At 69.7% G+C, this 21,100-nt stretch carries 22 protein-coding genes; 8 read left to right on the forward strand and 14 right to left on the reverse strand.

The genetic code is table 11. The features are described 5' to 3' along the window. Window positions 1-332: 332 nt before the first annotated feature. The 3 genes from LNK82_RS43845 to LNK82_RS43855 form a co-directional block, all read right to left on the reverse strand. Complete coding sequence (locus tag LNK82_RS43845; protein ID WP_230572731.1) at window positions 333-2,384, reverse strand: HEXXH motif domain-containing protein; 2,052 nt, start codon at window positions 2,382-2,384, stop codon at window positions 333-335. Beyond that, window positions 2,381-4,879, reverse strand: a complete 2,499-nt coding sequence (locus LNK82_RS43850; RefSeq protein WP_230572732.1) for a tetratricopeptide repeat protein — start codon at window positions 4,877-4,879, stop codon at window positions 2,381-2,383. The genes LNK82_RS43845 and LNK82_RS43850 overlap by 4 nt, the downstream gene beginning before the upstream one ends. Before the next feature lie 128 nt (window positions 4,880-5,007). Next, window positions 5,008-5,649 carry a DNA glycosylase AlkZ-like family protein gene (locus LNK82_RS43855; protein ID WP_230572733.1) on the reverse strand — a complete coding sequence of 214 codons (642 nt, stop codon included), beginning with the start codon at window positions 5,647-5,649 and terminating at the stop codon, window positions 5,008-5,010. Window positions 5,650-5,781: 132 nt separating this feature from the next. Between LNK82_RS43855 and LNK82_RS43860 the strand changes: the two genes are divergently transcribed. Both LNK82_RS43860 and LNK82_RS43865 read left to right on the forward strand, forming a co-directional pair. Then, complete coding sequence (locus LNK82_RS43860) at window positions 5,782-6,900, forward strand: IS630 family transposase (protein WP_230572734.1); 1,119 nt, start codon at window positions 5,782-5,784, stop codon at window positions 6,898-6,900. An 18-nt stretch (window positions 6,901-6,918) separates the two neighbouring features. Further along, entirely contained in the window at window positions 6,919-7,119 is a 201-nt protein-coding gene (locus tag LNK82_RS43865; RefSeq protein ID WP_230572735.1) for a hypothetical protein, read from the forward strand. 92 nt (window positions 7,120-7,211) lie between these two features. Here the strand turns inward: LNK82_RS43865 and LNK82_RS43870 are convergent, their stop codons facing one another. After that, a complete protein-coding gene (locus LNK82_RS43870) occupies window positions 7,212-7,595 on the reverse strand; it encodes a hypothetical protein (protein ID WP_230572736.1) in 384 nt (127 codons plus the stop codon). Window positions 7,596-7,771: 176 nt separating this feature from the next. On the opposite strand from LNK82_RS43870, the gene LNK82_RS43875 reads away from it, so the two are divergent. From LNK82_RS43875 to LNK82_RS43885, 3 genes are all read left to right on the forward strand, one after another. After that, the gene (locus LNK82_RS43875) at window positions 7,772-7,990 is read left to right on the forward strand and encodes a hypothetical protein (RefSeq protein ID WP_230572737.1); all 219 of its coding nucleotides are present in this window, start codon (window positions 7,772-7,774) and stop codon (window positions 7,988-7,990) included. A 207-nt stretch (window positions 7,991-8,197) separates the two neighbouring features. Next, entirely contained in the window at window positions 8,198-8,554 is a 357-nt protein-coding gene (locus LNK82_RS43880) for an NADPH-dependent FMN reductase (RefSeq protein WP_230572738.1), read from the forward strand. A gap of 64 nt (window positions 8,555-8,618) precedes the next feature. Further along, the gene (locus tag LNK82_RS43885) at window positions 8,619-9,083 is read left to right on the forward strand and encodes a flavin reductase family protein (RefSeq protein ID WP_230572739.1); all 465 of its coding nucleotides are present in this window, start codon (window positions 8,619-8,621) and stop codon (window positions 9,081-9,083) included. A gap of 444 nt (window positions 9,084-9,527) precedes the next feature. Here LNK82_RS43885 and LNK82_RS43890 read toward each other — a convergent pair whose 3' ends face one another. The 6 genes from LNK82_RS43890 to LNK82_RS43910 form a co-directional block, all read right to left on the reverse strand. After that, window positions 9,528-13,049: a WD40/YVTN/BNR-like repeat-containing protein gene (locus tag LNK82_RS43890; RefSeq protein WP_230572740.1), complete on the reverse strand. Its 3,522-nt coding sequence runs from the start codon at window positions 13,047-13,049 to the stop codon at window positions 9,528-9,530. Window positions 13,050-13,089: 40 nt separating this feature from the next. After that, window positions 13,090-13,803: a TSUP family transporter gene (locus tag LNK82_RS43895; protein WP_230572741.1), complete on the reverse strand. Its 714-nt coding sequence runs from the start codon at window positions 13,801-13,803 to the stop codon at window positions 13,090-13,092. A gap of 834 nt (window positions 13,804-14,637) precedes the next feature. Then, complete coding sequence (locus tag LNK82_RS43900; RefSeq protein ID WP_230572742.1) at window positions 14,638-15,030, reverse strand: integrase core domain-containing protein; 393 nt, start codon at window positions 15,028-15,030, stop codon at window positions 14,638-14,640. Beyond that, a complete protein-coding gene (locus tag LNK82_RS43905; RefSeq protein WP_230572750.1) occupies window positions 14,919-15,386 on the reverse strand; it encodes a hypothetical protein in 468 nt (155 codons plus the stop codon). Before LNK82_RS43905 ends, LNK82_RS43900 begins: the two co-directional genes overlap by 112 nt. Next, window positions 15,377-15,883 carry an integrase core domain-containing protein gene (locus LNK82_RS48540; RefSeq protein ID WP_372470811.1) on the reverse strand — a complete coding sequence of 169 codons (507 nt, stop codon included), beginning with the start codon at window positions 15,881-15,883 and terminating at the stop codon, window positions 15,377-15,379. Before LNK82_RS48540 ends, LNK82_RS43905 begins: the two co-directional genes overlap by 10 nt. Further along, a complete protein-coding gene (locus LNK82_RS43910; RefSeq protein ID WP_230572743.1) occupies window positions 15,867-16,760 on the reverse strand; it encodes an integrase in 894 nt (297 codons plus the stop codon). The genes LNK82_RS48540 and LNK82_RS43910 overlap by 17 nt, the downstream gene beginning before the upstream one ends. Before the next feature lie 199 nt (window positions 16,761-16,959). On the opposite strand from LNK82_RS43910, the gene LNK82_RS43915 reads away from it, so the two are divergent. From LNK82_RS43915 to LNK82_RS43925, 3 genes are all read left to right on the forward strand, one after another. After that, window positions 16,960-17,439, forward strand: a complete 480-nt coding sequence (locus LNK82_RS43915) for a hypothetical protein (RefSeq protein WP_230572744.1) — start codon at window positions 16,960-16,962, stop codon at window positions 17,437-17,439. Window positions 17,440-18,039: 600 nt separating this feature from the next. Further along, entirely contained in the window at window positions 18,040-18,375 is a 336-nt protein-coding gene (locus LNK82_RS43920) for a DUF6247 family protein (protein ID WP_230572745.1), read from the forward strand. 10 nt (window positions 18,376-18,385) lie between these two features. Continuing rightward, on the forward strand, window positions 18,386-18,586 hold the full coding sequence (locus LNK82_RS43925) for a hypothetical protein (RefSeq protein ID WP_230572746.1): 201 nt from the start codon (window positions 18,386-18,388) through the stop codon (window positions 18,584-18,586). On the opposite strand, the gene LNK82_RS48545 is transcribed toward LNK82_RS43925, so the two are convergent. The 4 genes from LNK82_RS48545 to LNK82_RS43940 all read right to left on the reverse strand — a co-directional run. Then, window positions 18,579-19,067: a transposase family protein gene (locus tag LNK82_RS48545; protein WP_372470810.1), complete on the reverse strand. Its 489-nt coding sequence runs from the start codon at window positions 19,065-19,067 to the stop codon at window positions 18,579-18,581. The genes LNK82_RS43925 and LNK82_RS48545 overlap by 8 nt on opposite strands. 255 nt (window positions 19,068-19,322) lie before the next feature. After that, complete coding sequence (locus LNK82_RS43930) at window positions 19,323-20,003, reverse strand: hypothetical protein (protein ID WP_230572747.1); 681 nt, start codon at window positions 20,001-20,003, stop codon at window positions 19,323-19,325. Beyond that, on the reverse strand, window positions 20,000-20,524 hold the full coding sequence (locus tag LNK82_RS43935; RefSeq protein WP_268998081.1) for a SigE family RNA polymerase sigma factor: 525 nt from the start codon (window positions 20,522-20,524) through the stop codon (window positions 20,000-20,002). Before LNK82_RS43935 ends, LNK82_RS43930 begins: the two co-directional genes overlap by 4 nt. Window positions 20,525-20,724: 200 nt before the next feature. Then, window positions 20,725-21,100, reverse strand: a 376-nt coding sequence (locus LNK82_RS43940) for a transposase (RefSeq protein WP_230572749.1), incomplete at its 5' end; no start/stop codon positions are given.

Here is a 21,100-nt window from a genome sequence, read left to right on the forward strand (position 1 = left end):
GCGCGGCGCCTGGTGGTGACCCGTCGGGCCCCGGCGGGCGCCACCCGGGGGCCCACGGGCCAGTCGGCCAGGGGGCCGTGGTGCTGCTGGGCGCGTGACGCCGGCAGCTCTTGGCCGTCGAGCAGTTCCTCCTGCACCGGCCGCGGCCGTCGACGGCGGCGCGCGGGATGTCCTGGGCCCGGAGCGGACTTCGTGGGCCGTGGTCTCGCCGGCGGCGGCGGCGAAGTCGACGTCGCCACACTGCGCGCACTGGTGGGGCAGCAGTGCGGGGTCGGCGCCGGAGCGTTCGCAGGCCACGTGCAGGTGGTGGGGCGATCCCCGCGGACCGCTCGTCAGCGAGCGACCTGGCGTTCACGCTCGCCGACCTGGACCGGGGGCAGGACGGGGCCGTGAGGTGCGGCCAGCCATGCCGCCAACTCCTCCACCTCGACGCCGCGATCGGTCTCCCGCCGTACTGCCGCGCTGACTGCCCGTACCAGCTCGGGGCGTGACAACAGGCCCCGCGTGGTGAGGTCGTCTCCCGCCAGCCGCGCGACCAGGCCAAGCACGACCCAGCCGTGCCGCTCATCGGGATCGGTGATTGCGTCAAGGCTCAGCCTGCGCGCCTCGGCCAGGTCGCCCGCCAGGTAAGCACGTTGTGCTGGAGTCGGCATGGCGCCGGCAGCACCGGTGCATGCCGCCCGGATGAAGCCGAGCCTTCCGTCGAGGCGTCCCGTGGCGTACCGGGGCCAGTAGTACCACGCGGCGTCGCGCGCTCGTCCGCCCGCGAGCCAGGAGCCAGTCAGGGCCTTCACCACCTCCTCGGTCGGGCGCACGTGGGCCAAGCGCCACTCAACCCGGTGGTCGATGACGGCTTCCAGTGCCCTTTCGGCCACGGCCGAGGGCACTTCCTCGTCCTCCAGGTCCGCCATGGCGGACAGGACGCCGTCGACGAACACCCGTCCGGCTTCGGTCAGTTCAGTCCGTGACCGGATCACCGTCGCCACGTCCAGGGCCTGCCTCCGCCAGTAGGCGAACTCGAAGCAGGCCCGCGGGGTCGGGGCCCGTCGGACCAGGTCGCGCCAGAACCCGGTGACCGCAGCGAAGGCGCAGACGCCGTGCAGGGCACCGGGGAGCGGGCGCGGATCGTCGCGCCAGGCCGTATAGAACAGCGCGCCGCCGTACCGGTGCCGCGGCTCGACCAGGTCCAGCAGGTCCAGCAGGCCGGACAGCTTCGTGTGGTGGAACTCGTGGACCAGCACCTCGGCCAGCGCCACGGGATCGGCGGGAGATGCGAGCACGACGGCACCGAAAGCGTCTTCCCGGGTCATGCTGGTGAACCCGCCTTCTCCCCGGTCCTGCCACGGCAACACGGCGGTCAGCGCGGCCCCCAGGACCGCGGCCTTCCCCGGCGCGTTGTCGACCAGCACCGCCCACGCTTGGCGCCACAGCTCGTTCCAGCGCTCGACCTCCTGCGGCGCCACAGGTGCGGGAGGTCGGCGGGGCAGTGCCGGGTCCGTACCCCGGAAGGGGTCGTGGGTGTCCAGGGCAGCCTCGGCCCTGGGGGCGGTGAGCACGGGGAGGGGGTGCCAGCCCTGTGTCGCCTCGGTGAATTCCTCCGGCACGCGCACGGTGAGATCCTCGAACCGGACCTCTGCGCCCAATCGGAACACGGCGGCCCCGGAGACCGTCGTCGGGAAGACGGCGACCCCGACTCCCGGGAGCACCACGGCACCGTCACGCACCGGCACGGGTACGTCGGTGTCCAGGCCGGCCTTCGCCGTCGCGGCCGCGACCAGGCTCCACAGGTGACCCGCGTCCAGCCACAGCGGCGGTGCGGCGGTGTCGGCGGCGGTGTCGGACAGCCGGCGCACCAGGACACCCAACCATCGGCCGACCTGCGGGTAGAGCAGGGTGGACCGGACCGCGTCGCGGGCCCGGTCGTGGAGCCGGGTCAGCTCGTCCCACGCCTCGTCGGGAGGTGGCAGCAGGCCGCCCGCCCCGAGGTGGGCGTGCAGCAGTCGGACCACCTCGTCCAGCAGCAGCACCCGACAACCCCATCGGCTCGCGCTCACCAGGGCGAACGCGCTGTCGTCCCCGGCGCCCAACCGGTGCACGTCGTCCAGTGACAACCCGCTGAGCGCGACTCGGTGCGGCCGAGTCGTCCCCGGTCGGTCACCGCTGACGTCGGTCCCGTCCCGTCCCGGTCCGACGCCCTCGTGCCGCGGGCTGACCGATGAGTAGCCGAAACCCCCGCCGACCGGGGCACTGCCCCCCATGCTGGACCCGGCGGTCCCCACGCGCTCGAGCAGGCGTCGGACGAGTGGCTCGGTGACGGACCTGTCCAACGACCGGATCTTCTCGATGGACAGGGTGTCGAGGTCTTGGGGGCGCACGTCGCTCACGAACAGGGGCCGTCCTTCTCCGTCGAGGTGGTCGAGTCGCAGTCGAGTCGTCGCGCCGCCGCGCGGAGCCGCTCGCTCTCCCCGGTGTCCGGGTGATCTCGGCCCAGCACCGCAGAGCGTGCCGCGACCACCCCGTCGAACAGTGCGGCGGCGTCCTCGGCCGCGCCGAGGTCCAGCAGCACGCAGGCCAGGTTGTGCCGGCTCATCAGCGTGTCGGGGTGGTTCTCCCCCAGAGCGACCACGTTGGTCGACCACACCGCCTCGAACTCGGCGCGGGCTTCGGTGAGCCGACCGCGCAGGTGGAGGACGGCGGCGAGTTCGTGCCGGACGGCCACAGCGGCAGGATGCTCCTCCCCGAGCCGCCCGCGCGCGATGGCGGCGACGTCGCGCAGTTCGTGCTCCGCCCGGTCGACGTCCCCCAGGTCGCGCAGGTTCCGCGCCCGTTCGTAGCGCACGGCCAGCAGCAGGGGGTGCTCTGCGGAGAAGGTGGCCGCCATCGCCTCGACGCAGTCGCGCAACTCGGCCTCGGCCTCGGCGAGTCGACTCTGCCCGCGTAGGGAACGGGCGATGTGGAACCGGCTGTCGGACACCCACCACCACGCGATCGCCCGGTCGACCGACCCTTCCAGCGCGAGCAGCCGCCGGAACTCGCGTTCCGCCTCGTCGTGCCGGCCGAGCCTGAGCAACAGCTTCCCCCGCTCGTACCGGGTCAGCACCGTGTCGATGTCGTCCTCGGAACGACCGGTGCCGCTCACGGTGTCCACGAGGTCGTCGAGCACCTCGTGCGCCTCCGCGAGCCGACCCGCGACCGCGAGCGTGCGCCCCAGTCCACGCCGGGCGGACAGCACGTGCGGGTCGTCCGGGGCGAACACCGCTCCGCTCGACTCCAGGACGCGTTCGTACTCGGCGAGCGCGCTGCGGGTCTGGCCGGTCTCCAGCAGTGTCCGGGCCAGTTGACGTCGCACGCGCAGCGTCTCGGGGTGGGCCGACCCGAATCGCGTCGTACCGAGGTCGAGCGCAGGCCGTAGCACCGCTTCTGCGTCGCCGGGCAAGCCGGCCGCGAGCCGGTAGCGGGCCGCCGCGACGGTCAGCTGGAGGGCGGCGCGGACCTGGTCCGCGTCCTGGGTCGCGGCGTCGACGGACAGGCGCGCCATCGCCGCGCAGTGCGGGGCCAGCAGGCTCCACCGCGCCCAGGTCGCGGGGTCCTCGGGGACCAGGTGCGCGGTCGCGCGTGCCAGCAGGCCGGCGACCAGCGGCAGGTTCTCCGCGAGGCGTCCGGCACGTGCGCTCGCGCGCACGACCGGATGCAGGTACAGCGCCCGGCCCACGTCATCGGATGTGACCGAGACCAGCCGCAGGTCCACCAACCCCTGCAGCGCGTCCCGCAGTCGGCGGGCGGTCAGGGCGGCGAACCGCGGATCGCCGCGCAGCACGTCCGGGTCGAGCACCAGGCGGTGCGGCAATCTCGCCTCGGCGAAGCAGGACAGCAACCGCAGCAACGGCCGCGCCACGCCGTGTCCCTGACCGGCGAGCAGGTCCAGGGACAGCTCCCACGTCGTGAGGAGGTCGCGGCGAGCCTGTCGCGGATCGCGCGGTCGCCCCGCGACGTCCGTGCCCACGTCGGTCAGGCGGTGGGAGAACGCCCGCCGGTAGGCGGCGAACGTCGTCGGCTCGTCGTCGTCCGGCCACACGTCGTCGGCGGTCGCCGCGAGGTAGGAGCCCGCCAGGTCCAAGGCCAGTGGCAACCCGCCGAGGTCCGCGGCCAGTGCCTCGGCCTCCCGGGCACTGCCGGCGTTCGGTGCGAGGTCGAGCAGCACCCGCGCGCCGTCTGCCGCCGACAGCGGCTCGACCTCCCGCAGTTCCACCCACGCGCCCCACCGCTCACGGCGCGTTTCACGGCTCGTGACGAGCACAGTCCCGCGGGGTGTGCGCGGTTGCCTCAGCCACCCGGTGCCGTCGGCGAGCGTGCGCTTCGCCGCGGCGACCACGTCCGGGTCGTCGATGTTGTCGAGCACCAGCAACCACGGGTCGGACAACGCGTCCAACCGGCGCCACAGGACGTCGGCGGGGTGCAGGTGGTTGAACTCGGTCGGCGCCGCGCCCGCGTCCACCGCGACGCTCCGCAGGGCGGCGGCCAGTTCGGCGGGGTCCGCGACGGACAACCACCACGTGTGCCGGAGCGCCGGACCCACCTGGTGGGCGACCTCCAGGGCGACGGTGCTCTTGCCGGTGCCGCCCAGGCCGCACAAGGCCCACGCACCCGGTGCGGCCGCGCCGCTCGCACGCGTGAGCACCGCACCGGTCAGCGCCGACACCACCTGGTCGCGGCCGTGCAGCCGGGCGGGGGACACCCGGCGCTGGGGCACGACCAGCGGCGCTGTCAACGGTGCGGACACCGGGGCGGCCACGGGGAAGTCCACTGCGTAGCCCGGGGTGAGGTGCACGTCGATGTTGATGTCGCGAGCCTGCACCAGGTCCCGGGCTGTGCCGCTCATGACGTTCCTGGTGGTGCCTGCGAACTGTTCCGGTCCTCCCATCCGCCCCCATCCCGTGCGTCGACGACCCGGTGATTTTCCTGGAGGACGCGCCGGCGGTACCCGCAATACGGCGGACCCGGCTCCTCTCATCTCCAGGCCCGCACCGACTCGACCTCGACGTCGAGCTGGGGCACCGGGATGTGGCCGAACTGCTCGACCACGATCCGCCCGTCGCGCCGCCGCCTGGTGCCGTGGACCCGCCCGTCGACCACCACGTGCGGTGCGGGCGCGCCGCCCGCGGTCCCCACCAGCGGCGCGTGGGCGGGGTCCAGCAGCAGGTCGCGGTCGCGGTAGCCGAGCAGGAACGTGTCGAACGGGCCGAGCAGCCGCACGGTGCTGTCGAGGTCGTCGCCGGGCACCTCGACGTCGGGCAGCCGCCAGCCGTGCCCGTCCTCGACCAGCTCGTCGGCGGGGAACCTCGCGCGCACGACGCCGGCGGGCAGGCCGCTCCAGGCGACGAGGTCGTCGACGGTGGCGGGGCCGTAGGCGCGCAGGTACCGGCGGGCCAGTTCGGGCACGCCCTGCGGCGGGGGTTCGGTGTCGGGCAGCAGCCGGTAGGGCGACTCGCTCGCGCACACCACGCCGCGGTTGGCGGCGTAGGCCAGCAGGTGGGCGGGTGCGGGCCCGGTCGGGTCGAGCGCCACGCCGACCTCGGCGAGCTGGGCGACGACCTCGGTGCGGGTCAGCGGTTCGGTCAGCACCTCGCGCAGCGCCGCCAGCGCCCGCACGCACACCTAGCTAGTGCGTTGACCACATATGTTCACCGGGTTGGGGACACGCCGGACAAGATCCCCGACGCTGGTTCGTGGTGATCCCATGCTCGGTGGTGACGTAGTCGCCGCCGAGCATGAGGGGCATCGATGGCCGAGCCGGTCAGAGCACGTCGATTAACCGAGGACGAGGGCCGTCGCCTGCTGAACTACGTGCGTCGGGGCAAGCAGGGCACGATCCGGATGCGCCGGGCGATGATCATCCTGGCCTCGTCGTCCGGGACCCCGGCGCCGTCGATCGCGCGGCTGGTCGCGGCCGACCCGGACACCGTGCGGGACGTGATCCACGACTTCAACGCCCGCGGCCTGGCGGCGCTGGACCCTAGGTGGGCGGGAGGCCGTCCCCGCCTGATCAGTCCCGACGACATCGCGTTCGTCGTGGCGACGGCCAAGGCCCGTCCCGCGAGGGCGGGCCTGCCCTTCACCCGGTGGAGCCTGCGCAAACCCGCCGCCCACCTGCACCGCAACCCCGACCGGCGGGTCCGCATCGGCCGGGAACGATTACGCCACATCCTGCACCGACACGGGATCAGCTTCCAGCGCACACGCACCTGGAAGACCTCCAACGACCCGGACTTCGACGCCAAACTCGACCGCATCGACGAGGTCCTCACCAGGTTCCCGAACCGGTGTTTCGCCTTCGACCAGTTCGGGCCGCTGTCGATCCGCCCGCACCACGGCTCGGGCTGGGCACCGAGAACCAGGCCCGACCGGCTGCCGGGGACATACCGCCGCACGCACGGCATCCGCTACTTCCACGGCTGCTACTCCGTCGGCGACGACCGGCTCTGGGGCGTGACCAGACGCCGCAAAGGCGGTGACCACAGCCTGGCCGCCCTGAAATCGATCCGGGCGGCCAGACCGGACGGCGCGCCGATCTACGTGATCATGGACAACCTGTCGGCCAACAAGACCCCGAAGATCCTCACGTGGGCCGCCGACAACAACGTCGAGATCTGCCTGACCCCGACCTACGCCTCCTGGGCCAATCCCATCGAGCCGCAGTTCGGACCGCTGCGCACCTTCGTCATCGCCAACTCGAACCACCCCAACCACACCGTCCTGGCCAGACGGCTCCAAGAACACCTGCGCTGGCGAAACGCCAACGCCCGCCACCCCGACATCCTCGACGCCCAACGCCGCGAACGAGCCCGCATCCGCAGCGAACGCCACCAACGCTGGGGCCGACCACGCCCTCAAGCGGCCTGACCAACCCGGCGAACCGATGTGGTCAACGCACTAGACGCCGACCGCCTGATCTTCGCCACCACCGCGCCGAACTGGCACACCAGCACCTTCGGCCACATCAACGACGCCGTCCGCCGTACCGAGTGGGGACCACTGGGGCCACCCGAGGTCCGCATGATCATCGCACTGGGAACCGAGTCCGCACGCAGCGACGTGCTCAGCAGCAGTCCGCGTGTGTGACCGGTACAGCACCCGGTAAGGGCACAGCGGGCACTTGTCGAAAACCACAGCTCAGGTACCGCGACTTCAGGCGGCACGCCGTCGGATCGCCGCTAGGCCATCCTCAGCGCGACGCTCCTCAAACTCGTCGGGCACATTCGAGCCACTTCGTCGCAGTGAAACCGAGCAGGACTCAATTCGGGTATCAGTAGTTCACCCTTGGTAGGGTGCGAACCCAGAAACCCGACCACGGCAGGCCGCACCAACGCTTCAAGAGCGTTCTTGGAAAGCTGCTCGGGGTGCTCGGGGATGTCGATGACCACCTCGGGCTTGGCCAGTCGGGCGATCATCACCTGGACGGCGGCGGCGAACCTGGCGGCGAAGTCTCCACGCGTCGCCTCGAACGCGATCCTCGCCGGTTCGAGGTCCACGTTCTCACCGACCAGGCCGTCCATCATCCCCAGCAACATCTGGTTCCAGCTCGCGGGGCTCACCATGGGGGAGACGATACTGATCTTCTCCACTCCCAAGGGCAGAGAGCCGGCCAAGCTGTTTCCTGGGACGGCCTTCCATACGCCGCCGACCAGTCCTCGGCGACCTGATCAACGAGTACGAACCCACAGCAGCCTAACGCCCAGGTCAGACAGTGTGGCTAAATTCTGGAACCCCACAGGTGGCCGAACGCCACGGCGACGGCCTCGACCCGATTTCCGTGAACGCGCCGTTCGCGCTGCCGGCACCGGCGCCGGAGGTGTGGCAGCCGACGGCGTCGATCCAAATCCATAGTGGACACCGCTGCACAACACACCCGCGCCGACGACAGGCGGGTGCCGACCTCGGCCGTCGCGTCGCCCGGTTCGGCATCACCCGGTTCTGGGCGCTGCTGGGTTGAGGGCGGCCGTCGCGTAGTACAGCGGGAATCCCGCAGGGTGGACGACCTTGAGGAGCGCCGATGACGTTGGAATGCTCGGGTTCATGTCCCAGCCACTCGTTATCGGCGTCCTGGTCGGCAATCCCCGTCCGGCGTCCCGCACGTTGAACGCGGCGCTCGCCCTGCGCGAGGCGGTCCGCCACGCTGTGAGCGTGCAGGGGGGTGGAGGTGGCCCCCGACAGACCGCTGGTGGACGCGGCGGTCCTCGCGCCTTCGGTGTTCGAGCCGGGTTCGACGGCCGTGCGGGAGGCGTTGGACCGGCTCTCGACGGCCGATGTGCTGGCGGTGGCGTCACCGACGTACAAGGCGACGTACACCGGTCTGCTCAAGGCGATCCTCGACCAGGCTCCCGGTAGCTGGTTGCGCGGCAAGACCGCCGTGCCGCTGCTCGTCGCGGCGGCCGACAAGCACGCGTTGGCCGTGGAACTGCACCTGAAGCCGCTGCTCGCGGAGCTGGGCGCCTCGGTGCCGGCCCGGGTGTGTTCGCCAACGAGGCCCTGCTGTCCGAGGACCAGGAACAGCTGATCGGAACGCTGGGCGACCGGCTGACCGAAGCCGGGTGGTTCACCACTCCGGTGGGGGCGACCCGATGACAGACCTGCGCACCGCACTCCGCGACTTCCCGCAAGGGGTCGGCATCGTCACCGCGACCGGCCCGGACGGCCCGGTGGGCGTGACCGTCAGCTCGTTCACGTCCGCGAGCATGCACCCGCCGCTGATCGTGGTGTGGATCGGCGAGGGCGCGTCGGCGTGGCCGGTGCTGCGCACCGCACCGCTCTTCGCGGTCCACCTGCTGCACGCCGGCCAGACCGCCCTGTCGGACCGCTTCGCCACGACCGGCTCGGACCGCTTCGGCGCCGACACCGACTGGGAACCCGATACCGACGACGTCCCCCACCTGCTGGACGCCCCGCTTCGCCTGCGCTGCCGCACAGTCCGCCGAATCGCGGTAGAAGACCATGTGGCCTTGGTGGGCGAACCGCTGGAAATCCAGCACAACACCGGCAACCCGCCCCTGGTCCGCTTCCAGGGCCGGCACACATCCGTGGCCTGACACCGTTGCCTGAAGGTGCGCGGACGTTCCCTCGGGCAACGGTGACCACCAGACATCGTACCGCCTGGACGGGGTCAGGCCACTGACTCGTCCGGCGGCTCATCGCCGCGGAGGTGCAACTCGCCACCGTCCGGGCCCAGGTGGCACTCGCTGTACACCGACTACGAGGGCTTCATGGTGCTGGCGCCACAACCGCAGCGGGTGACCGAACTCGGCGACCTGCTCGACCAGGTGGTGCGCTGGTCGAACGCCCTCGCCACGGTCCGGGCCGCCTGAGCCGACCGTCACGCCCGGGACCGCCTGCTCACCGCGCAGGCTCCGGACTCGGCGCAGGCACGCGGGGTCGAACGCCGGGTGCCTGCACATGGGCGACATCCGCTCGCGGTGACATCGAAATGGCCGGGCTCCGATGGTGAGTGCAGAGGGCTACCTGCAAGGACGAGTTCAGAGCGGCAGTGATTCGACCCGCAGCATGAGTGCGAGGTGGGGGTCGGTGTGCTCACCGACCCACGTCTCCGGTGGGTGGTTGAACTGTCCGCTGTAGAGCGTCTCGGTCTCACGGGGCAGGCCGTCCTCGCCGGCGGGGTGCAGTGAGACAGTCATGTTGTCCGCCTCGGCCACGTACCCGTCGAACAGGTGGACGTCGACGCGGCCCTGCGCGGGCATGTGGGTCCAGTGCGTACGGGAGTTGTCGAATACGACTCTGGCCCACATGGGCTCCTGAGCCGGCAGGTGCGTCTCGAGCGAGAGCCTGTCGAGGGTGACGCGGATGTGGGACACCGCGGCCAGGCCTCTCGCCCGGCGCAGCCGCAGCTCGTAGGTGCTGCCACCGACGATTCGATCACCCTGGCGCTGCGAGACGCTGAACCGCTGCGGTGAACCGTACGGGGTCTTGTGCGTGCCCCGCACGGTCAACAGACCGCGGATCGAACGGCCCGGTGACACCGGAACGCGTCGGATCTCTGCGCGCTTGGTGGAGCTGAACTCGAAGATGCGTTCCTGGTCGAGCTGGTGGAGGTAGTCGTCGCGGCCCGGCCAAGGGTCGTCACCTGGCCGCTGGTACCACTCGCCGAGGTACTCGCCTGGCCGTGCGCGGTAGATGGTGACGTCCTTGAGCGCCCTCTCGTCCAGGACCACCGGTTCCAGCAGCAGCCCGATCGTGCCTTCGACGAAGTCGTCGGGGTCGATCACGATGTCGAGCGTCGTGTGGTCGCGGAGTGCGTTGTGGAACTGGATCGGGAGCAGGTACTGATCCGGTCGGGGGCCCGCCGCGCTGATCACGTGCAGGTTCTTCAGGCATACCCGCTTCTCGTTGCGGACGAGGGCGTCGGCGTTGGTCTCCGCGGTCGTGATCGGGTCGTCCGGGTTGGACACCACGGCGAGCAGGCAGCTGTGGGTGGTGGCGCCGGCCGGGATCTGCCAGTCCCAGGACACGATCACCGGACGGTTGGGTTCCAGCACCGCGATGGTCTTCGCGGGTCCGATCGGTTGCCAGTCCACCGTCGAGGACAGGTCGAAGTCCGGTGGCGTCAGCGGGTTGGGCAGCGACGGCAGGCCGCTGGCCGCACTGGCGAAGAACGCCCGCACCCGGACATCGGATGCGGTGGTCCAGCCGCGGTTGTGCACCTGCAGGTGGATCCGGTTGACCTCGGTGCGGATCGGGTCTTGGTGGGGCAGTTGGAGGTCGAACTCGACTCCGTCGAACAACGCGTCCTGGTTGAAGAACGGGGTCACGTCGACCTTGATGTCCGGACTCTCCCAGTAGCGGACGGTGTCGGCGGTGTCGTTCGGGTTCGGGATGCCGGTCGGCGATGGGAACCGCTCGCCCGTGTCCAGCAGGCTGTCCCGCAGGTAGAGGTCTACCGGCGGTTCGGACGCACCCGGCGCGATGCCCACCTTGTACATGCCGCGTCCGAACGTGGCGGCGTAGAGCGCGTTGTCCTCCGCGTCCACGTGCAGGTCGGCGATGATCACGTTGGGCAGACCGTTGTCGAACGCCTCCCAGGTCGTGCCGCCGTCCTGGGTGCGGTACACACCGACGTCGGTGCCGACGTACGCGGTGTTGTCGTCGTTGGGGTCCAATGCAACGGCATTGCAGGGCACGTCGGGCAGGTTGCCGCTGATGTCGCTCCAGGAGTCGCCGCCGTCGAGGCTCAGGAAGACGTGCCCGGTCCCGGTCCCACCGCAACAGAGCACCAGGCGGTCCGCATCCGTGCGGTCGACTGCGAGGTCCTTGATCACCCGGGCCGGCAGCGGCGCCGCGGTCTTGTCCGCCCACGGGTTGGTGACACCGGCGTCGTCGCTGCGGTAGACGTGCGTGCCCCCGGCGGCGTAAACCCGGTCGGTGTCGGATCTCGCGACCGAGATCGACGACACGGTGCCGGCCAGGATCTGGCTGGAGCTGACCCAGTCGGTGACGAGACCGTCGGTGTTGCGGAACACCCGAGTGGTGCCGCAGTAGACCTTGTCCGGATCGACGGGATCCATCTCCATCACGCCGGTCCACGGCGTGCCGTCGGACAGGCCGCCGACCTTCGACACCCACGAGTTCCCGCCGTCGGTGGACTTGAATATCTGGGTGTTCTGGTGCTCGGCGTACATGGTCCGCGGATCGGTGTGGTGGACCATGAAGTAGCCGCCGTCATTGCCCTTGATCGGCCTCCAGGTCAGGCCGCCGGTGGTCATGTTGGTCCCGTTGTCCTGCGTGCCGCCGCCGATCACGTTGGACAGCGGGTCCCAGGCATTCACGTCGTAGAACTGGGTGACCACGAGGCCGTCGCTGACCTTCTTGAAACTGGCGCACTTGTCCGACGAGCGGTACACGCCGCCGTCGTTGCACTCGTACACGATGTCCGGGTTGCTCGGGGCGAACACCGCGACGTGGTGGTCGGCGTGCAGTCCGCCGATCGCCGACCACATGACGCCGCCGTCCGTGGTCAGTTCGACGGAGGACGCCTTCCCGCCGACCACGATCACGTCCTCGTCGTCCGGGGCGACCGCGATCATGTCGCACCACCCGGTCCAGCCCACGCCGTGGCTGCCCGCGACCGTGCTCCAGGTGAGGCCGGCGTCGGTCGACAGGTGCACGGTGCCGACGCTCTTGACGGCGAGGAACTCGGACCCGTGCGCGCCCGCCGTCCCGATGGCCAGCTTCGCCCAGTTGGCGGCCGCACCGGTCGGCCCGGCCGGGAGCAGGTCCCAGCTGACACCGGCATCCGTGCTGCGGTAGATGCCGTCGTCGTCGCGGCTCGCGTAGCAGATGTTCCCGTCATTGGGGTCGAAGACGACGTCGGCTATCAGCCCGGCCAGCACGGTGTCCCAGCCGACGCCGCCGTCGGTGGAGCGCTCCAGCCCGCTGTTGCCCGCCGCCAGGACGGTCGACGCGTCGACCGGGGAGACCGCCACCTTCGACACCCGCCGGGTGACCAGCGAGGTGTGCCGCACCCAGGACGCACCGGCGTCATTCGAGACGTACATCCCGGAACCGGGGTACGACGGGCCCCAGTTCGGTGTCCACTCACCCGTGCCCGCGTAGATCGTGTCCGGCTCGCTCGGCGCTATCGCGATGCTCCCGAACGTCAGCGACTCCTGGGTGTCCCACAGCGGGCGCCAAGACTGGCCAGCGTCGGTGGTCTTCCACACACCGCCCGAGGCCGCAGCCGCGTACACGATGTCGGGGTCGGTCGGGTGCACCGCGATCGACTTGACCCGGCCGTTGATGTTGCGCGGTCCGATCGAGTACCACGGCGTCCCGGCGCCAGCCGGGCCGTAGGCCGCCATGTGGTCGGTGCGGTCGCGCTGCTTCTCGATCAGCGCCCGCTTCTCGCGCAGTGCCCGCTCCAGGGTCGCGCCGAGCACCTCGTCGTTCCGGGACCGGCCGAGGTGGAACCACTCGGTGCGCCATTCGAGTTTGCGGTTGCGGTGACCGTACTCCGGGACGCGGGGCTCCTGGCGATCTCGATCCATTTCTCCTCCACGGGGAACAACTCGTCGGCGGTGCGGGAATTCACAGGCCCGCGATCAAGCGGGCCGTGTAGCCAGTCATCACGGTCCAGAACAGGTAGGTGTAACCGCGTTCTCCGATGCGGGTGTTGAAGCGCCGGCCCAGGAGCGTCGCGCCGACCATCAGGGGGACCGCGGCGGCAGTCAGGAGGTAGCCGCCGGGTGGGATCAGATTTGCCCCGGTCCAGATGACCGTCTTGGTCACGTCCCCGACCAGGGACGCCAGCGACAGGGCGCCGACCATGTGCAGCCTGTCCAGGGGCAGGTTGCGGATCGCCAGGCCTTTCAAGGGACCGGATGTGCCGCTGAAGCCGGACAAAGCCCCCGACGCGAACGCGAACAAGTGGGTGCCCAGGACCTTCGCCCTGGTCAGGTCCAAGCGCTCCACCACGAAGGCCAGCACGAAGGAGCCGATGACGGCGATCGCCACCACCTTCTCCGGCGCCGCGACGAACAGCAGCGCACCCAGGGCCGCTCCGACGGCCACCAGGACGACCACCACGAGCGCCCGCTTCACCGGGATGGTGCGCCGGTACGCCCACACCTTCATCACGTTGTTGGCCGCCAGCAGCAGGGCGGCCAACGCGGTGCCCGGCTTCGTGCCCAGCAACAGCGCCAGGGCCGGCACGAGGACGAGACTCCCCCCGAAACCCGCCGATGCGGAGACCGCGAACGCGAGCGCGATGGCGATCAGCACGAACGTGATCTGCAAGGCCATCACCGATGCGCCATCCTTACTGCCGGACGGAAGCGCTCGTCGTTCGCGGGATCGCGACCCACAGCTGCGTTGACAGTGATCTGAGTCACGTTTCATAGATCGCGCTGCCGCAGGTGGCCGTTATCCGCCTACTGCCGGAACAGCCGTTCGGCGCAACCACTCCGCCTGTTCGGAGCAGCCTCGCGTACAAGGCGTGTCGATTGGCGGCGGGTATTACTTCGCTCGGGTTTGGAGTTCCGGTCGGGCGATCGGGAGCAGCTTTTGTCTTGCGGCCACGTGTGGACGAACTGGGGTCCCCGTAAGAAGCAGTGCCGTCACCGACGTCATGTCCGCGGTCGCCTCGCGCGGCGTGTTGTGGTTCACCATGTTCACCGCCCGGTTCACCGCGTCCGTGTTCACCGCGTTCCTCGGCCGCGTGGCCCTGTGCCCGCCGATAACCCTATCCATGCAGGTTGAAGCCGCGCGGAGCACGGCCGAACTGCTCGTGCTGCGGCACGAGAACACAGTCCTTCGACGACACCTGGCGGGCCCGGTCCGCTACGAGCCCACGGACGGTTCTGGTTCGCTGCCCTCTCCGGGCTGGTGGATCGTCGGCGTTGGCAGGAGGTCTTTCCGATCACGCCCGGCACCCTCCTCGCGTGGCACCGCAGGCTCGTGGCCCGGAAGTGGGACCACACCGAGCATCGACGCACCGGACGCCCACCAACCCGAGCCGCGATCAAGCCGCTCGTGCTGCGGCTCTCCGAGGAGAACCCACGATGGGGGCATCGGCGGATCCAGGGCGAGTTGGCCTGTGGGGTTCCAATAGTCGGCGCAGTGGCTCTGACCAGCGTGTTAGGCCGCCGTGGGTTCGTACTCGTTGATCAGGCCGCCGAGGACGGGTTGTCGGCGTACCGACGTGCGGCTCGGCCGGGGGATCGGTCGGTCCGGTCGTGGTGGCGTGAGCTGTCGGGCTTGGTGGGGTCGGCGGTGGTTGTAGTGGGAGACGTAGTGGTCCGGCACCGACTTCAGGTGGCTTTCGTTGATGACGAATAGTCGGTCGGTGGCCTCGCGTCTGACGGTGCCGACGAACCACTCGGCGTGGCAGTTCGCTCGTGGACACCGTGGCGGGATCTTCACGACCTGAACGCCAGCGTCGGCGAGGGCGGTGTCGAACGAGGTGGTGAACTGCCCGGCCCGGTCACGAACCAGGAACCGGAAGCTTTTCGCCCGGTCGTCGAGGTCCATGAGCAGGTTGCGGGCTTGTCGGGTGGTCCAGGGTCCGTCGGGTTGGTGGTGGTGCCGAGGATGTGGACGTAGCGGGTGGCGACCTCCATCACGAAGACCACGTAGACCCGTTCGAGGGTGACGGCGCAGTCGATGTGGAGGAAGTCGCAGGCCAACATGCTTGCGGACTGAGCATGGAGGAACCGCTGCCAGGAGGTGTCGGTGTTCCGGATCGGCGCGGGCGGTATCCGCTGACGCCTGAGCACGCGGCGGATTGTCGACGCGGCTACCCGGTGGCCGGGCGTGAGCAGCTCGCCCTGGATCCGGCGGTAGCCCCGGCCGGTGTTCTCCCGCGCCATCCGCTCGATCAACGCCACGATGGCCTCGTCGACCGGCGGGCGCCCGGTTCGGGTAGGTCCACTTCCGCGCGACCAGGCGCCGATGCCATCGCAGGACGGTGCTCGGTGTCACCGGTCGGTGTCCGCGCAACGGACGGGGGAGTCGGCGCACCAGCGCGGCGAGCACCGCGCGATCGGCCCAGTCCAACCGCGGACGGGGAGTGGCCCGGCGCAGCACGGCGACCTCGTGCCGCAGCACCACCAGTTCGACGTCCTTGGCCGCAGTGGACCGGCCGAGCAGGACCAACCGGCCGACGAGCCGGACGAAGATCAGGTACAGCAATCGTAACGCCACGCCTCACGATGATTCTCTTGTGGTCGGTGATGCGCGATCGCCGCAGGTCGGCGACCCGTTGCAGAGTTCTGGCACCCCCAGGTGGTAGTTGGTCGCGGGCTTGGTGGGGTCGGTGCCGGTTGTAGTGGTCTTCGTAGGTCTCGAGGACAGGCCGGGCGTGGCTCTCACTGGTGATCAGGATGTGGTCGAGGACTTCGCGTCGGAGCGTGCCGACGACCCGTTTGCAAGTGGGCGTTCATCCGCGGCGCCTGTGGCGCGCTCTTGATCACCTGGAGATCGTCGGCCTGGAAGACGGTGTCGAAGGTCTGGCCGTCCTTGCCGTCGCGGTCGCGGAGCAGGAAGCGCAGGGACTCCATTCGTTGCCCGAGGTCGGCGGCGAGGTTCCTGGCCTGCTGCGTCGTCCACTCCCGGGTCGGGTGAGAGGTGACGCCGGTGATGTGCAGGCGCCTGGTGCCGTGTTCGATGAACACCAGCGCGTAGAGGCGCCTGCCGAGCACGGTGTCGAGGTGGAGGAAATCCGCCGCGATGATGCCCTGGGCCTGGGCGTTGAGGAACTGTCGCCAGGTGGGTCCGGTGTGGCGTGGTGCCGGGACGATGCCCGCTTCGTGCAGGATCAGCCAGACCGTCGAGGCGGCGATGCGGTGGCCGAGACCGGCCAGTTCGCCCTGGATCCGTCGATGACCCCACCGGGGGTCCTCCCTGGCAAGCCGCAGCACGAGCGACTTGATGGCCACTCGTGTCGGTGGACGTCCGGTAGGTCGCCGCGCGGTGTAGTCCCACTTGTGGGCCATGAGTTTGCGGTGCCAGGCGAGCAGGGTGCCCGGCGTGACCGGAAAGACGTCCCGCCACCGGCGACGATCCACCAACCCGGACAGGACGGCGAACCAGAACCGGTCCGCAGGCTCGTAGCGGACCCGACCTGCGAGTTGCCGGCGGAGTACGGCGTTCTCGTGCCGCAGCACAAGCAGTTCGGCGTCCTTCGTCGTCTCGCTGCGCAGCACCACCGACGGCACGGACACCAGCTTCCGGGTCACCTCGAACAGCAGGGACACGATCACCCGGGCATGCTCTCAACACGCTGACCCTCGCTCTACCAGCGACGACGACTTTCGAGCGGCACAGGGTTGTGGTGGCGCCGATGTGCGGCACCCGACTCAGCGAAGTGGCAACTGGGCGAATGCCTGCCGGAGCGTCGGCCGATACGCTGGAAGAGCACCGCCACCGTTCACCCGACCAGGGGAGCTTTCATTGGCGCGCTTGCGTTTTCTCGCTCACGCCACCGGTGCCGTGGTGCTGACGGCCGTCTTGTCCGCCGCCGTGCTCACCGGTACTGCCAGTGCGTGCAGTTGTCTGCCCTATGACACCGAACCACAGCGCTACGCACGGGCCGATCACGTGTTCAGCGGCTCCGTGTCCGCGTCCACCGTCCTGGAGCGCGGCAAGCCCAACTACGTCTGGGACGACCTGCGCGCGTACACCGTGCAGGTCGACCAGGAGTACAAGGGCGACGTGCCAGCGACCGTGACCGTAACGACCAACTACGCCGGGTCGATGTGCGGGCTCTCGCTCTACGTCGGCGAGTCGTACCTGGTGTTCGCGTTCGGCGACTCCGCCGGCGGCGAGGTGTCGTCCCACTACTGCTCCGGCACCCGCCCGGCAAACGCCGGCCCGCCCGTGACGACCACGGCGATGGCCGCCCCAGCCGTAGCACCCGCCTGCACCGCCGCCGCTGCCTGACCACCCCCGGACCGGATGTGGGTGGCCGCCACCACCCACATCCGGACATCGTGTTGCAGTGCCTCGGTGACATCCGTTCACAGCTGCCGGCGACCTCGACCCCGTAGTCGAGCGCGGAGCACCGCGTGCCGGGCCCCAGGTGCCCTGTGGGGTGTCAATACTCTGCACCGGGCTGCGGTGATCATGCATCACCGACCATAGGAGCATGCTCGTGAAGCGTGGCGTTACGACTGAACGGTTCGTCGGCACCGCCAGACGCGACGCCACCGACCGACTGCTCGTCATCAACGAAAGCCACCTGAAAGTAGTGCTGGACCACGTCTCCCACTACAGCCACCGCCGAGCCCGACAGCTCACGTCACCACGACCGGACCGACCGATCCCCCGGCCGAGCCGCACGTCGGTACGCCGACAACCCGTCCTCGGCGGCTTGATCAACAAGCATGAGCCCCCAGCAGGGGGAAGACAGGCTCCGAGGTGGACAACACGAGACCGCAGGGTGGCGTGACCGGATTCGGGGTGAGCCTTCCGGCCGACACGTAGCCGGCCGTGACGGCACGACGTCTGCACTCGGACCATTCCGGCCGCTACGATAACCGGGTGACCGCAGCAGCACCCGAACCACAGCACGGCCGGGGCGGGCCGTCGTTCACAGACGCCACGCCCGCCCAAGTGCGTGCGGCGCTCATCCCCGAAGAGGCCGAGCAGTTCGACCGGGAGTGGCGCGACGTCATCGCGCGCGCCACCGAGGCGCTCGACCTCACCGAGGTGTTCCAGACCCTGGACTCCTGGCGCCGGGTCGCCCGCATCACCGTCGCCCAGGGTGCCGAGGCGCACCGTGCCCTGTACCGCCGTGCGGCGGCCAGGCTCACCGGCGCGCAGGTTCCGCCCGACGAGCCACTGGCCACCACCAAGGCCCGGTTGAGACTGGCCTGACCGGCCCGCCTTGTACACCCTCACCACCGACGAGACCTCGCGCCGGCAGGTCGACGCGCTCCCAGCCGAGGCCCTCGCACCGTTCGCCGAGCTGCGCGCCGTGCTGGAGGTCGCGCCGTGGAACGGGCAGCCCAATCACCGGGACAAACCCGACACCCCGATGCGCGCGATGAGCTTCGGCCCCGACGGACAGGCGACGTCGTCTACCTGATCCTGGAAGACCAACGCCGGGTCGACCTACTGCTGGTCCTGTGGATCGACTGACCGCGAACTGACCCTCCCCCCGATAACGCACGTCGGGGCTCAGCCGAGGTGGCTGTAACGCGATGTCCGGTTGTCCGAGGCGTCACGACACCGCGGACCTGTTCATCGAGCCGGACGGTGCGTCGCCGGTATCGCTCGATCAACCCCGGCACCTGCTCCCGGAACGTCCGGCGCACACATTCCGTGACAGGACGACGCATCCGACGTATCCGCAACCTCACCAGCACCCGACGTCCGTCGACCGGCACATCCGCGGGAATCCGCTCATGGAAGGCATGAACCCGGGACGTCGGCGTCCCGCACGAAGGACACTCCACCTCGTCGCCCCTGGTCGATGCCCGCACCACGATCACATCGCCGGCGTCCTCGACCCCCTCGACCGACAGCGCCGCAAGCCCCGAGAACACCACACCGACCAGCTTCGCCATCTGAGCCACAAACGATCATGACAACACCAACCTGCCCCCTGCTGGGGACCCACCGCACCACCACCGGAAGTGCGCCAGAGCCGATTACGGGATGGACCCGCCTGTGCGCGAATCAAGTGGCAAAGGTCCCGTTGGGGCCATACGGCCGTAGTCGCAACGGCTGCACCATCGACACCGCTTGATCGACAGCTGAAGCTGCGGCGGTCCAACTCCCAGGTCAGGGCTGCGAGACCGACTTCTGACACCTCTCAGGGTTCACCACTTCCACGGTGGGGCTGGGATGTCGCCGTCCTGGGAGCGGTAGCGCTCGGCGAATTCGTCGAGGACTTTGGTGTTCTCGCCGTAGCGCACGATGTCGCCGCTTTCGACGGTCCCACAGTTCATCGCGAAGAGCACCGTCCGCTCGGTTCCGTCGGGGTACTCGAACAGCAGTCGGTACTGGGGCCTAAGCGACATCGTGCACCCCGCGTCCACAGCCTCAGGGTGTTCGGCGACGAACGTCGCATAGTCCGGCAACGCGTTCAGGATGGTGACGACCCCGGAGACATCCCGGTCGATCGTGGCCGCCTGACTGTGCCAGGCACCTGTCGTCCCGGTGTCCAGACGGTATGTACACAGTGTCGCCCGGATCGCTCCTTCGGGCACGACAGGCCCTTCTGCGCCCTGCCCCAGTTTCGGGACGAGGTCGGCGTACTGGGGGCAATTCGGCGACGGTCCCGCCGCTGCGATGAACGGCTCGACAGGCTCACCGCGTAGCCAGGTCGGAAGAAAGCCCGCGACCGCGAGGACGACCACCGCGGCCGCTCCGACCGCGACGGTGCGCCGCCGACGGTGCAGGCGGTCGGCTCGACGCCGCACCTGCGCCACTCGGTCCATCTCATCGGACAGGTCTGGTACCACGTCGGACAGCAGGTTCCGGACGTCGTTCTCGTTCACTGCCCGCCTCCTCGCCGGTTCAGGTCACGGAGGCTGTCGTCCTCGCGCAGCACGGCCAAGGCGCGGCTGGTGTGCGTCTTCACCGCACCGGGCGAGCATCCCAGCAGGGCGGCGGTGGCTTCCACCGACCGGTCCTCAAAGAACCGCAGCACAAGCACCGCTCGCTGGCGCCTACTCAACTTCGCCAGCCCGTGCTCTACCACCGTTCGCCGCGACACGTCGTCGGCCAAGTCCTCACGGTGACCGCGATCGGGGGCATCCCGGGTCGGCACCTCGAACCGCCACCGTCGGCGCCACCACGTCAGGTAGGTCGTGTAGAGCATCCGTCTGACGTAGGCATCCACGCTGTCGATCCCGCCGCCGCGCCCGCACCGCACCCACAGCTCGGCAAGAACGGTCTGCAACAGGTCTTCGGCCTTGTGCCGGTCGCCGGTCAACAACCAGGCCGACCGCAATAACGACTCCGATCGCGTCACGATGAACTCGATCACCTCGTCCCGGGTCTTCGCGTCTGCGCGCATGGCACCTCCCACCCTTAGACGATCTGATCGCGCGATCCGGTTGACACGAGCCGGGAGGCGGTGATCGCGTCCCGGCTCGTGGTCGACCCGGTAGTTGTCGATCTAGTGGCTTGTCACGCAGCCTTGGTCGGGTAATCGGTCCAGGTGCGGATGGGTGAGTCGGTGGCGAAGCCGGTCTTGGGGCGGGCGTGGGCGTTGCGTCAGCGGATGAACGAGGCGATGGCGGCGTTCTGTTCGGCGTGGCTGTGGTGGTCGGTGCCGTTGAGGGGGAAGTAGCGCAGGGCGGCGAACTCGGCCTCGATCCAGTTCAGCCAACTGGAGTAGGTCGGCAGGAACACCAACTCGGCGTCGTTGTCCGCGGCCCAGTCGCGGACGTCGGGGTGCCGGTGCGGGGAGAAGTTGTCCATGACCAGGTAGAGCCGCTGGTCGGGCCACCGGACGCGCAGGGTCTTGAGCAGGTCGAGGAACTCGCGGTGGCGTTTGCGGCGCCGGATCCGGTAGTGGATCTTCCCGGTGGTCAGGTCGAGTGCGGCGAGCATGTGCATCACGCCGTGGTGGCGGTTGTAGGTGGCCCGT

The organism is Saccharothrix luteola, from assembly GCF_020859565.1.
GTDB lineage: Bacteria > Actinomycetota > Actinomycetes > Mycobacteriales > Pseudonocardiaceae > Actinosynnema > Actinosynnema luteola.